Source organism: Streptomyces sp. NPDC029216 (genome assembly GCF_040648015.1).
Lineage (GTDB): Bacteria > Actinomycetota > Actinomycetes > Streptomycetales > Streptomycetaceae > Streptomyces.
This window is the reverse complement of the sequence record NZ_JBEZWL010000003.1, coordinates 60,853-73,132: the sequence shown is the minus strand read 5'-3', so window position 1 is coordinate 73,132 and position 12,280 is coordinate 60,853. Positions and strand designations below refer to the sequence as shown.

Below are 12,280 nucleotides of genomic sequence, written 5' to 3'. Positions count from 1 at the left end.
CCCAGATGACCCGCGTGATCGCCGGCACCGCCGGCGGGCGGCGGCTGACCGTGCCGCCCGGCACCGGCACCCGCCCGACCTCCGACCGGATGCGCGAAGGGCTCTTCTCCACCTGGGAGTCGCTGCACGGAGTCCAGGACTCCAGGGTCCTCGACCTCTACGGCGGCTCCGGCGCCGTCGGCCTGGAGGCCCTCTCCCGGGGCGCCGCCCACACCCTGCTGGTCGAGGCCGACGCCAAGGCGTCCAAGGCCATCCGGGACAACATCAGGACCCTGGGCCTGCCCGGCGCCGAGTTCCGGGCCGGCAAGGCCGAGCAGATCGTGGCGTCCCCCGCGCCCGGGGACCCGTACGACATCGTCTTCCTGGACCCCCCGTACGCCGTCGAACACGGCGATCTCGGCGAGATCCTCCTCACACTCCGCGCCAATGGCTGGCTCACGGACGACGCCCTCGTCACCGTGGAGCGCAGCACCAGGAGCGGACCGTTCCCGTGGCCAGAGGGGTTCGAGCCGCTGCGCTCGCGCAAGTACGGCGAAGGCACCCTTTGGTACGGTCGCGCCGCCTCCACCAGCGAAGACTCATGAACGAGGGAGTTCAGTTGCGCCGCGCGGTCTGTCCGGGATCCTTCGACCCCATCCACAACGGACACCTCGACGTCATCGGACGCGCCTCGAGGCTGTACGACGTCGTGCACGTCGCCGTGATGATCAACCAGTCGAAGCAGGGCCTGTTCACCGTCGAGGAGCGGATCGAACTGATCCGCGAGGCGACCGCCGAATACGGCAACGTCCAGGTCGAGTCCTTCCACGGCCTGCTCGTCGACTTCTGCAAGCAGCGGGACATCCCGGCCATCGTCAAGGGCCTGCGCGCGGTCAGCGACTTCGACTACGAACTCCAGATGGCCCAGATGAACATGGGCCTGTCGGGCGTCGAGACGCTGTTCGTCCCGACCATCCCGACGTACAGCTTCCTGTCCTCCTCGCTCGTCAAGGAGGTCGCGGCCTGGGGCGGCGACGTCGCCCACCTGCTCCCGGAGCACGTCCACGCGGCGCTGATCGAACGGCTGCGCGCCAAGTGAGCCCGCGGCGGAGGGGCTGAGGTTCCCCGGGCCGTCCCACGCGTCCCCCCGGTGGCCCTACAGTCGTCCCGTCAGTCCGAGGCGAAGAGAGCGCGAGCCCCCATGGACGTACAGAAGAAGCTGGACGAGATCGTCGCGGCCGTGGGCGGCGCCCGGTCGCTGCCCATGTCGGCCTCCTGCGTGGTCAACCGCGCGGAGCTCCTCGCCCAGCTCGAAGAGGTACGCCAGGCCCTGCCCGGCTCGCTCGCCCAGGCCCGCGAGGTGATCGGCGGGCGCGAGCAGATGGTCGAGGAGGCCCGCCGGGAGGCCGGCCGGATCATCGAGTCCGCGCACGCCCAGCGCGGCAGCCTGATCTCCGACACCGAGATCGCGCGCCGCTCGCAGGCCGAGGCCGACCGGATCCTGGCCGACGCCCGCCGGGAGGCCGCCGAGATCCGGGCCGAGGCCGACGAGTACGTGGACGGCAAGCTCGCCAACTTCGAGGTCGTCCTCAGCAAGACCATCGGCGCCGTGGACCGCGGCCGCGAGAAGCTCCTGGGCCGCGGGCCGGGCCTGGACCCCCAGGGCTACGACGACACCGGCGCCCCCGAGCCCAGCCCCGACCCGCAGACCCGGCGTGAGCAGGCGGACGCGTACGTGGACACCAAGCTGGCCACCGTCGAGGCGGTGCTCTCCAAGACCCTGGAGGCCGTCGGCAGGGGCCGCCAGAAGCTGCTGGGCCGGGTGCCCACGGACGACCTCGGCGCGCACATGGCCGCCCAGGACGCGGCCGGCAACCAGCAGGTCCGCCCGTCGAGCGACGCGGACTTCCTGGCCGGGCTCGCCGAACCCGAGGCGCCGGTGATCCCCGCCCAGGCGGCGCCGGTCTACGACGACTACGCGGCGGCGGCCTACGTCACGCCCTACCCGCAGCAGCAGGCGCAGCAGCCCCAGCAGGACGGCTACGCCTACCAGGACCCCTATGCGGGGTACCCCCAGCAGCCGGACCCGTACGGCGGCTACCCGCAGCAGCAGCCCGACCCGTACGCCGCCTACCAGCAGCACCCGCAGCAGCCCCACCAGCCGCAGCAGCCCGCGCTCGACGAGACCAGCTTTTTCGACACGAGCATGATCAACCTCGATCAGCTGCGCCAGTACGAACAGGGCCGTTAGGCCGGATTGGGCTCTGAGCGAAGCGCCGGGTATCCTGGCTGTTCGGTCGCGCATATGCGTCGCGGTCCGTGCTGCCCGTGAGCAGCGAAATCTTTGATCTTCAGCGATCTGTGAAAGCAGGAACGGCCCTGAATACCCGCCTCGACCACCGCAACCCCCTCGTGTTCGACACGCACGAGCTGGGCCGGCGTCCTGGTGCCATGCAGCGGCTGTCCCGTGAGGTCGAGGCGCCGGCGGACTTCGGTCTCGTCGACGTCATCGGAGTGCCGGAAGGCGCCCCCGTGAAGATCGAGCTCCGCCTGGAGTCGGTCATGGAAGGGGTGCTTGTCACAGGCACCGTCCGTGCAAAGGCCGTGGGGGAGTGCGTAAGGTGTCTGGAGGCCGTCGAGCGCGAGCTCAAGACGGACTTCCAGGAAATGTTCTCGTACCCTGACGCCGACGACCGGGGCCGCCAGAAGGCGGAGCCGGCCGACGACGCCGAGGACGACGAGGACATGCTCTTCCTCGAGGACGGATTGTTCGACCTCGAACCCGTGCTGCGGGATGCGGTGGTGCTCGCACTGCCCATGCAGCCGGTGTGCCGGGAGGACTGTCTCGGACTGTGCCCCGATTGCGGGCTCAGCCTGAACGACGACCCGGAGCACCACCACGACGCCGTCGACATCCGTTGGGCGGCATTGCAGGAACTCGTCGTGACCGATCAGGACGGCGAGAAGGACAACATGAGCGGCACTGCATCTGACGGAGTTCAGAGCGCCGCCGAGAAGCAGGAGAAGTAGCCGTGGCTGTTCCGAAGCGGAAGATGTCGCGCAGCAACACGCGCCACCGCCGGTCGCAGTGGAAGGCTGCGGTCCCCACCCTGGTTTCGTGCGAGCGTTGCCAGGAGCCGAAGCTCCAGCACATCGCGTGCCCGAGCTGCGGCACCTACAACAAGCGCCAGGTCCTCGAGGTCTGAGCGGCTGGTGAGAGGCGCAATGTCTGAGCTGTCCAACGCTGAGAAGCAGGCAGACAGTAACAACGCGGCCTCGTCCCACACGCTTCTGGAAGGGCGGCTCGGGTACCAACTCGAGTCCGCCCTTCTGGTGCGTGCGCTGACCCACCGTTCGTACGCGTACGAGAACGGCGGTCTGCCCACCAACGAACGGCTGGAGTTCCTCGGGGACTCCGTCCTGGGTCTGGTGGTCACGGACACGCTGTACACCACCCACCCCGACCTGCCGGAAGGCCAACTGGCCAAACTGCGGGCCGCGGTGGTCAACTCGCGTGCGCTGGCGGAGGTCGGCCGCGGGCTGGACCTCGGCTCCTTCATCCGGCTCGGCCGGGGCGAAGAGGGCACGGGCGGCCGGGACAAGGCCTCCATCCTTGCCGACACCCTTGAAGCGGTGATCGGCGCGGTCTATCTCGACAAGGGCCTCGACGCGGCCTCGGAGCTGGTTCACCGGCTCTTCGACCCGCTCATCGAGAAGTCCTCGAACCTCGGTGCCGGCCTGGACTGGAAGACCAGTCTCCAGGAGCTCACGGCGGCCGAAGGCCTCGGCGTGCCCGAGTACCTGGTCACCGAGACCGGTCCGGACCACGAGAAGACCTTCACAGCTGCTGCTCGCGTCGGTGGTGTCTCGTACGGCACCGGCACCGGCCGCAGCAAGAAGGAAGCGGAACAGCAGGCGGCGGAGTCCGCGTGGCGCGGGATCCGTGCCGCGGCGGACGAGCGGAAGGCCGCGGAAGCGGCGTCCGCCGAAGCCGGCGGGGCACCGACCCCCGCCGACCCGGCGCCCCAGGCCTGACCGACGCTTCCTTCGGGTACGTCCCCGCCCGCTCCTGCCACCGGCAGGGGCGGGCGGTCCCGTTTCCGGGCGTCCCGCCCCCGCGCGGTTCCCTTTCCGGGCGGGGCCCCTGCCGCGCCGGGCCGCCGGGTAGGCTCGCGGGCAGAGCCGGACGTCCGCGCTCCTGTCCTGCGACGTCCGCCTTTCCCCGGAGGAACACCGTGCCCGAGCTGCCCGAAGTCGAAGTGGTGCGGCGCGGCCTGGAGCGCTGGGTGGCCGGACGGACCGTCGACGGCGTGGAGGTGCTCCACCCCAGGGCCGTGCGCCGGCACCCGGCGGGCGGGGCCGACTTCGCGGCGCGCCTGGCCGGCGGGACCATCGGGGTGCCGCGGCGGCGCGGCAAATACCTGTGGCTGCCGCTGGAGGGCCGGGACCTGTCCGTCCTCGGGCACCTCGGGATGAGCGGGCAGCTGCTGGTGCAGCCGGCCGGCGCTCCCGACGAGAAGCACCTGCGCATCCGGGTCCGCTTCGCCGACGACGCCGGGACCGAGCTGCGCTTCGTGGACCAGCGCACTTTCGGCGGGCTCTCGCTGCACGAGACCGTCCCCGGCAGCGAGGACGGACTGCCGGACGTCATCGCGCACATCGCCCGCGACCCCCTGGACCCCCTGTTCGACGAGGCCGCCTACCACCTGGCGCTGCGCGCCAAGCGGACCACCCTCAAGCGGGCGCTGCTGGACCAGTCGCTGATCAGCGGGGTCGGCAACATCTACGCCGACGAGGCCCTGTGGCGCGCCAGGCTGCACTACGAGCGCCCCACCGCCACCCTCACCCGCCCCCGGAGCGTGGAACTCCTCACCCATGTGAGGGAGGTCATGAACGCCGCGCTCTCCGTCGGCGGGACCAGCTTCGACAGCCTGTACGTCAACGTGAACGGCGAATCGGGCTACTTCGACCGGTCCCTGGACGCCTACGGGCGCGAGGGCGAGCCCTGCCGCCGCTGCGGTACGCCGATGCGGCGGCGGGCCTGGATGAACCGGTCCAGCTACTTCTGCCCGCGCTGTCAGAGGCCGCCGCGCGCGGTGTCGTAGGACCGCCGCGAGGTGAGGACCTCGTCCATGCTGCCTTCCAGGAAATGGATCAGGGCGAGCAGGCGGTCGGCGACCTCGCGGCCGAGCGGGGTCAGCTCGTAGTCGACGCGGGGCGGGTTGGTCGGCTGCGCCTCGCGCGTGACGATGCCGTCGCGCTCCAGTGCGTGCAGGGTCTGGGAGAGCATCTTCTCGCTCACGCCCTCGACCCGGCGGCGCAGCTCGTTGAAGCGGCGCGGGCCGTCGCGCAGGGCGCCCACGGTGAGGCTGCCCCAGCGGCCGGTGACGTGCTCCAGGGTTTCCCGCGAGGGACAGGCGCGCGCGAACACGTCGAACGGCAGGTCGGCCGCGGCGCCCTCGGCGCAGACATCGGTACAGGCAGGGATCTCCATGGCTCTAGCGTACCCCCGGGTAGCGCTAACCATCTGCTTGCGCTTTCTAAAAGTTAGTGCTTCTCTTGGTCCGTCGCACCGCGCCGTACCACGGTGCACCGGAACAGCCTTCTAGGAGCACAGCCATGTCTGCCACCATCCCCGCCCCCGTCGTCTCCATCGCCTACCACTCGGGTTACGGGCACACCGCCGTGGTCGCCGAGGCCGTGCGGGCCGGCGCCGCCGCAGCCGGGGCGACCGTGCACGTCGTCAAGGTCGACGAGATCACCGACGCCGAGTGGGAGCTCCTCGACGCCTCCGACGCGATCGTCTTCGGCTCCCCGACCTACATGGGCACCGCGTCCGGCGCCTTCCACGTCTTCGCGGAGGCCACCTCGAAGCGCTGGTTCGGCGACGCCTGGCAGGACAAGGTCGCGGCGGGCTTCACCAACTCCGCCTCCAAGGCGGGCGACAAGCTCAACACCCTGCAGTACTTCCAGATGCTGGCCTCGCAGCACGGCATGAGCTGGGTGAACCTGGGCCTGAAGCCGGGCTGGAACTCCTCCACCGGCTCCGAGTACGACCTCAACCGCCTCGGCTTCTCCTCCGGCGCGGCCGCCCAGACCAACGCCGACGAGGGCCCGGAGGGCGTCCACAAGGCCGACATCGCGACCGCCGAGCACCTCGGCCGCCGCGTGGCCGAGCACACCCGCGTGGTCCTGGCGGGCCGGGCGGCCCTGGCGGCCTCCGCCGCCTGACCGGCGCCCGTCCGGCGGTTCCGAGCGGTGGTTCCGGCGGCGGCTAGAAGCCGAAGTCCTGGGTCCACCAGGGGCCGCCGGACCCGAAGTAGACGCCCACACCGAGGGTGCGGAATTCGCAGTTGAGGATGTTCGCGCGGTGCCCGGGGCTGTTCATCCAGCCCTGCATCACCGTCTTGGCGTCACCCTGGCCGCGCGCGATGTTCTCGCCGCCCATCCCGGAGATGCCGGCGTTCTGCGCCCGCTGCCAGGGGGTGTTGCCGTCCGGGTCGGTGTGGTCGAAGAAGCCCCGGACGGCCATGTCCTTGCTGAAGGCCGCGGCCAGCGCGTTCAGCGGCGGGTTCGCGCGGACCGCCACGCAGCCGGCCTGGGCGCGCTCCTGGTTGACCAGGGCGAGGACCTCCGCCTCCACGGAGGGGTTCGCGGTCCCGGCGGCCGGGGGCTTGGGCGCCGCGGGCTTGGGGGCGACCGCCTTCGGGGGCTGCGGGGCGGGCGTCTTCTCCGGAGCCTTCGTGGAGGCCGAAGGGGAGGGCGTGGGCGACGGTGAGGCCGAAGGGGACGGGGAGGCCGAGGGGCTGGGCGAGGCCGAGGGGGTGCCCGACGGGGTGCTCGCGCCGGGGCCGGCGGAGGCGCGGCCGGACAGGTTGGCGAGGCCGCCCTGCTCCATCACGCGGTCCGGGCTCGGGGTGGGCTTCGCCCGGGCCTCGGTGCTGGCGGCGGAGCCCGTGCCGACGTACGGGAAGGAGCCGCCGACCGGCACGAAACCGGTCGTGACGGCCGCAGTACCGAGGACCACGGCCACGGAGACGCCGAGCAGGCCGGTACGCACGGCGGTGCGCCTGGCGCCGCGGCGCGGCGCGGCGTGGAGTCGGTGGCGTCCCATCGGTCGCGGCCCCTTCTTTGCAAGATCAACGTTTGCTCACCCGAACGGGTGAGTCATTGGTGGGGGACTGTAGCCCATGCGGCAAAGGGGCCGATGGGATCAAGAGGCCTTTGCCCGGTTAGCTTTCTTGCATGAATGAAGACGTACGCATGACCGCCTGGGTGCGCGGCCGTGTACAGGGAGTGGGCTTCCGCTGGTTCACCAGGGCCAATGCCCTGGAGATCGGCGGGCTGGCCGGCTTCGCCCTCAACCTCGACGACGGCCGAGTGCAGGTGGTGGCCGAGGGTCAACGTGAGAATTGCCACCGGCTGCTCGACTGGCTCCGCGACGGCGACACGCCCGGACGAGTGGACGGGGTGACGGAGATCTGGGGCACACCGCGCGGCGGCTACGACGGGTTCGAGATCCGGTGAGCTATCGACTGATCATGAACTGATCAGACCCCTGGACGGTCCACACCCGGTCGGAACTGCGCATTCGCCGTCGACACGTTGCCGTCGGCGGCGAACCGTGGAAGGCTCGGAGATGAGGATGATCTCCACGCCCCCTGCGAGGGCCGGGATGCCCGCCGATACGGGGCGTGATCGTGTTGACCGTCAAACTTTTTGGTGAGACGCTGGAAGCCCCGCGCACCTGAGCTGTTTGGCAGTGCTGGCAGTAGGCAGCGTTAGATCAAGAGAACGAGTGCAGTGACTGACAGTCGCTGTCGGACATCCGCGGGTGCGATTCCCTCACGACCCACACCGCTTCGGTCGGTCACTCAGTGTGGAGGACCATCCATCATGGCAAAGGCGCTTCTCGGTTACGTCGGCGGTTCCGACCCGCGACTCCTCGCCGAGATGCGACGGCTTCAGCAGCGCGTCCAGGACCTCGAGTCCGAGCTCGGACGGATCCAGTCCGAGAACGACGCTCTGACCGCGGCCGCCGCTCAGCACGGAGACTCGCTGCTCGGCAGCATGGACCTCGACGTATCCCAGGCGGAGCCTGCGCTCACCTGATCCGCGACTCACCCGTCGTTCGACTTCAGCCCCGCATGATCTGCACGGGCACCGCATGATCTGCAAGGGACGCTCCGGCGTCCCTTCTTTCTTGCGGTGATCCGCCACGCCGCGATCAGCCACCGCGCCCAGTGGGCCGTCAGGCGCATTGGGCCAGGTGGGGGGCTGGTTCCTTTAACGTCGGATCTGCCCTGCACCTTCATGGGTGAAACCGAACGTGAAAGGTAGAGTCCGGCGGCGTGCACCTCAAGTCCCTGACCCTGCGCGGCTTCAAATCCTTCGCCTCCGCCACCACCCTCCGCTTCGAGCCGGGCATCACCTGCGTCGTGGGCCCGAACGGGTCGGGCAAGTCCAACGTGGTGGACGCGCTGTCCTGGGTCATGGGGGAACAGGGGGCCAAGTCCCTGCGCGGCGGCAAGATGGAAGACGTCATCTTCGCCGGCACGACGGGCCGGCCGCCGCTCGGCCGCGCCGAGGTCTCCCTCACCATCGACAACTCCGACGGCGCCCTGCCGATCGAGTACGCCGAGGTCACCATCACGCGGATCATGTTCCGCGGCGGCAGCAGCGAATACCAGATCAACGGGGACACCTGTCGGCTCCTCGACATCCAGGAGCTCCTCTCCGACTCCGGCATCGGCCGGGAGATGCACGTCATCGTCGGACAGGGCCAGCTCGACTCCGTCCTGCACGCCGACCCGATGGGCCGCCGCGCCTTCATCGAGGAGGCCGCGGGTGTGCTCAAGCACCGCAAGCGCAAGGAGAAGGCGCTGCGCAAGCTCGACGCGATGCAGGCCAACCTCGCGCGGGTGCAGGACCTGACCGACGAGCTGCGCCGCCAGCTCAAGCCCCTCGGACGGCAGGCGGCCGTGGCCCGGCGGGCCGCCGTGATCCAGGCCGACCTGCGGGACGCGCGGCTGCGCCTCCTCGCCGACGACCTGGTGGCGCTGCGGGCCGCGCTCGACGCCGAGATCGCCGACGAGGCCGCGCTCAAGGAGCGCAAGGAGTCCGCCGAGCGGGACCTCGCGGAGGCGCTGCGCCGCGAGGCCGAGCTGGAGGAAGCGGTACGGCGGCTCGCGCCGCGGCTCCAGCGGGCCCAGCAGACCTGGCACGAGCTCGCGCAGCTGGCCGAACGGGTGCGGGGGACCGAGTCGCTGGCGCAGGCGCGGGTCAAGAGCGCTTCGGCCCCGGTGGAGGAGGAGCGGCGGGGCCGCGACCCCGAGGACATGGAGCGGGAGGCCGCCCGGATCCGGGAGCAGGAGGCGGAGCTGACGGCCGCGCTGGAGGCGTCCGAGCGGGCCCTGGAGGACACCGCCGCGCACCGGGCCGAGCTGGAGCGGGCCCTCGCCGAGGAGGAGCGGCGGCTGCGGGACGCCGCGCGGGCCGTCGCCGACCGGCGGGAGGAGCTGGCCCGGCTGACCGGGCGGCTGGGCGCGGCCCGGTCCCGGGCCGGGGCGGCCGAGGCGGAGATCGACCGGCTGGTGGCGGCCCGGGACGAGGCGCGCGCCCGGGCGGAGGAGGCCCGGGAGGAGTACGAGGCGCTGGCCGAGGAGGTCGGCGGGCTGGAGGAGTCCTCCGCGGAGGAGGAGCAGTACGAGGCGGCGCGGGCCGGGCTGGCGGAGGCGGAGGCCGCGCTGGCGGCGGCCCGGGAGGCGCGGACCTCGGCGGAACGATCCCGCGCGGCGGTCTCGGCGCGGCGGGACGCGCTCGCGCTGGGGCTGCGGCGCAAGGACGGGACCGGGGCGTTGCTGGCGGTGCGGGAGCGGCTGGCGGGGGTGCTGGGGCCGGCGGCCGAGCGGGTGTCGGTGGAGGCGGGGTACGAGGTCGCGGTGGCGGCGGCCCTTGGCTCCGCCGCGGATGCGGTGGCCGTGGGGTCGGCCGGGGCGGCTGCCGGGGCCATCCGGTACCTGCGGGACACGGACGCGGGACGAGCCACGTTCCTGATCACCCCGGCTCCGGGTTCGGGCTCGGTCCCGGCCCCGGGTGCGGCCCCGTCCCCGGGCTCGGTCCCGGCTCCGGCTGCGGGCGGGGTGCCGGGGCATGCCCCGGGCCCCGGTGGTGTGGCCCCGGGCGGTGCAGGCCTGCCGGGGCAGGCCCAGGGGTCGGGAGATTTCCCCCACCCCGCCCCTTCCCGAAACCGGGGCTCCGCCCCGGACCCCGCGCCTCAAGCGCCGGCGGGGCTGGGTGTGCGGGGCTCCGCCTCGGAGCCTGCGGCTCAAACGCCGGCGGGGCTGGGTGGGCGGGGCTCCGCCTCGGAGCCTGCGGCTCAAGGGTCGGCGGGGCTGGACGCGCCGGACCCGGCCGGGCTCGACGGGGTGGCGGCGGGGTTTGGCCGTGTGGGGACCGTCGTGGGTGCGGGTTCGTGGCGGGAGGCCGCCGGGCTGGTGCGGGGGGACGCCGAGGTGGTGCGGGCCGTGGCGTGGGTGCTGCGGGGGTATGTCGTCGTCGGGTCGTTGGAGGAGGCCGAGGCCGTGGTCGCCGCGCGGCCCGAGCTGGTGGCCGTGACCGGGGACGGGGACGTGCTCGGGGCGCATCTCGCGCACGGCGGGTCCGCCGGGGTGCCCAGTCTCATCGAGGTGCAGGCCGCCGTCGACGAGGCGGACGCGGAGCTGGAGCGGCTGGAGCGGGAGTGCCGGGAGCTCGTCGAGGCGGAGGAGGGTGCCCTGCTGCGGCGGGTCGGGGCCGCCGCGCGCGTCGAGGAGCTCGGTGAGCTGCGGCGGGCCGGGGAGCAGGCGCGCGCCGGGGTCGCGCAGCAGCTCGGGCGGCTGGCCGGGCAGGCCAAGGGGGCCCTCGGCGAGGCCGAGCGCGGCGCCCTGGCCGTGGCCGCCGCAGAGGAGTCGCTGGAGCGTGCGCGGATCGACGTGGAGGAGTGCGCCGAGCGGCTCGCGGCCGTGGAGGAGATGCCCGTCGAGGAGGACCCCGACAGCTCGGCTCGGGACCGGCTCGCCGCCGACGGGGCCAACGCGCGGCAGACCGAGATGGAGGCGCGGCTGCAGCTGCGGACCCATGAGGAGCGGGTCAAGGGACTCGCGGGAAGGGCGGACGCCCTCGACCGCGGGGCCAGGGCCGAGCGTGAGGCGCGGGCGCGCGCCGAGCGGCGCCGGCAGCGGATGCGGTACGAGGCCGGGGTCGCCCGGGCCGTCGCCGACGGGGCCCGGCAGCTGCTGGCGCACCTGGAGGTGTCCGTCGGCCGGGCGGAGCGCGAGCGCACGGCCGCCGAGCAGGCCAAGGGGCTGCGCGAGCGGGAGCTCGGCGAGGCCCGCGGCCGGGGCCGCGACCTCAAGGGCGAGCTCGACAAGCTCACCGACTCCGTGCACCGTGGCGAGGTGCTCGGCGCCGAGAAGCGGCTGCGCATCGAGCAGCTGGAGACCCGCGCCCTGGAGGAACTCGGCGTGGAGCCGGCCGCGCTCGTCGCGGAGTACGGGCCCGACCAGCCGGTCCCCCCGTCGCCGCCCGCCGAGGGCGAGGTGCTCCCCGAGGACCCGGACCACCCCCGCAACCGGCCCGGCCCCTTCGACCGGGCCCGGCAGGAGAAGCGGCTCAAGGCGGCCGAGCGCGCGTACCAGCAGCTCGGCAAGGTCAACCCGCTGGCGCTGGAGGAGTTCGCGGCCCTGGAGGAGCGTCACCAGTTCCTCAGCGAGCAGTTGGAGGACCTGCGGAAGACGCGTGCCGACCTCCTTCAAGTGGTGAAGGAGGTGGACCAGCGGGTCGAGCAGGTCTTCACCGAGGCCTACCGGGACACCGCCCGCGAGTTCGAGGGGGTCTTCTCGCGGCTGTTCCCCGGCGGCGAGGGCCGTCTGGTGCTCACCGACCCGGAGAACATGCTCGCCACCGGCGTGGACGTCGAGGCCCGCCCGCCCGGCAAGAAGGTCAAGCGGCTGTCCCTGCTGTCCGGCGGTGAGCGGTCCCTGACGGCCGTGGCGCTGCTGGTCTCCATCTTCAAGGCGCGGCCCAGCCCGTTCTACGTGATGGACGAGGTCGAGGCGGCCCTGGACGACACCAACCTCCAGCGGCTGATCCGGATCATGGAGGAGCTCCAGGAGAGCTCGCAGCTGATCGTGATCACCCACCAGAAGCGGACCATGGAGGTCGCGGACGCCCTCTACGGCGTCTCGATGCAGGGCGACGGGGTATCCAAGGTGATCAGCCAGCGGCTCCGCTGAGAACTGATCATTTAAGAAATGAATCC

General features: G+C 72.3%; 13 protein-coding genes. 11 read left to right on the top strand and 2 right to left on the bottom strand.

Annotation, left to right across the window (positions count from 1 at the left end; translation table 11 throughout):
• The first annotated feature begins 5 nt into the window (after positions 1 to 5).
• The 7 genes from rsmD (at position 6) to mutM (ending at position 5,084) form a co-directional block, all read left to right on the top strand.
• Positions 6 to 584, top strand: coding sequence for a 16S rRNA (guanine(966)-N(2))-methyltransferase RsmD (gene rsmD, locus AB0F18_RS02100; RefSeq protein ID WP_362053779.1), 579 nt, complete (start codon positions 6 to 8; stop codon positions 582 to 584).
• Between the two features lie 14 nt (positions 585 to 598).
• Positions 599 to 1,078, top strand: coding sequence for a pantetheine-phosphate adenylyltransferase (coaD, locus tag AB0F18_RS02095; RefSeq protein ID WP_362053968.1), 480 nt, complete (start codon positions 599 to 601; stop codon positions 1,076 to 1,078).
• A gap of 102 nt (positions 1,079 to 1,180) precedes the next feature.
• Positions 1,181 to 2,230, top strand: coding sequence for a cell division initiation protein (locus AB0F18_RS02090; RefSeq protein ID WP_362053776.1), 1,050 nt, complete (start codon positions 1,181 to 1,183; stop codon positions 2,228 to 2,230).
• 128 nt (positions 2,231 to 2,358) lie between these two features.
• Positions 2,359 to 3,009 carry a DUF177 domain-containing protein gene (locus AB0F18_RS02085; RefSeq protein WP_362053965.1) on the top strand — a complete coding sequence of 217 codons (651 nt, stop codon included), beginning with the start codon at positions 2,359 to 2,361 and terminating at the stop codon, positions 3,007 to 3,009.
• 2 nt (positions 3,010 to 3,011) lie between these two features.
• Complete coding sequence (gene rpmF / locus AB0F18_RS02080; protein ID WP_003965982.1) at positions 3,012 to 3,185, top strand: 50S ribosomal protein L32; 174 nt, start codon at positions 3,012 to 3,014, stop codon at positions 3,183 to 3,185.
• 19 nt (positions 3,186 to 3,204) lie between these two features.
• Positions 3,205 to 4,014, top strand: coding sequence for a ribonuclease III (gene rnc / locus AB0F18_RS02075; RefSeq protein ID WP_362053773.1), 810 nt, complete (start codon positions 3,205 to 3,207; stop codon positions 4,012 to 4,014).
• A 200-nt stretch (positions 4,015 to 4,214) separates the two neighbouring features.
• A complete protein-coding gene (mutM, locus tag AB0F18_RS02070; RefSeq protein WP_362053770.1) occupies positions 4,215 to 5,084 on the top strand; it encodes a bifunctional DNA-formamidopyrimidine glycosylase/DNA-(apurinic or apyrimidinic site) lyase in 870 nt (289 codons plus the stop codon).
• Here mutM and AB0F18_RS02065 read toward each other — a convergent pair.
• On the bottom strand, positions 5,057 to 5,473 hold the full coding sequence (locus AB0F18_RS02065) for a helix-turn-helix domain-containing protein (protein ID WP_362053767.1): 417 nt from the start codon (positions 5,471 to 5,473) through the stop codon (positions 5,057 to 5,059). The two genes, mutM and AB0F18_RS02065, sit on opposite strands and share 28 nt — an antisense overlap.
• A 125-nt stretch (positions 5,474 to 5,598) precedes the next feature.
• On the opposite strand from AB0F18_RS02065, the gene AB0F18_RS02060 reads away from it, so the two are divergent.
• Entirely contained in the window at positions 5,599 to 6,210 is a 612-nt protein-coding gene (locus AB0F18_RS02060; RefSeq protein WP_362053764.1) for a flavodoxin family protein, read from the top strand.
• Between the two features lie 43 nt (positions 6,211 to 6,253).
• Here AB0F18_RS02060 and AB0F18_RS02055 read toward each other — a convergent pair whose 3' ends face one another.
• Positions 6,254 to 7,093, bottom strand: coding sequence for a CAP domain-containing protein (locus AB0F18_RS02055; RefSeq protein ID WP_362053761.1), 840 nt, complete (start codon positions 7,091 to 7,093; stop codon positions 6,254 to 6,256).
• 131 nt (positions 7,094 to 7,224) lie between these two features.
• Between AB0F18_RS02055 and AB0F18_RS02050 the strand changes: the two genes are divergently transcribed.
• The 3 genes from AB0F18_RS02050 to AB0F18_RS02040 all read left to right on the top strand — a co-directional run bounded on the left by AB0F18_RS02050 (position 7,225) and on the right by AB0F18_RS02040 (position 12,254).
• The gene (locus tag AB0F18_RS02050; RefSeq protein ID WP_358892717.1) at positions 7,225 to 7,506 is read left to right on the top strand and encodes an acylphosphatase; all 282 of its coding nucleotides are present in this window, start codon (positions 7,225 to 7,227) and stop codon (positions 7,504 to 7,506) included.
• Positions 7,507 to 7,875: 369 nt separating this feature from the next.
• Positions 7,876 to 8,091 (top strand): hypothetical protein, encoded by a 216-nt coding sequence (locus AB0F18_RS02045; protein WP_042810367.1) that lies wholly within the window; start codon positions 7,876 to 7,878, stop codon positions 8,089 to 8,091.
• A gap of 239 nt (positions 8,092 to 8,330) precedes the next feature.
• Positions 8,331 to 12,254, top strand: coding sequence for an AAA family ATPase (locus AB0F18_RS02040; RefSeq protein ID WP_362053758.1), 3,924 nt, complete (start codon positions 8,331 to 8,333; stop codon positions 12,252 to 12,254).
• Positions 12,255 to 12,280: the final 26 nt, after the last annotated feature.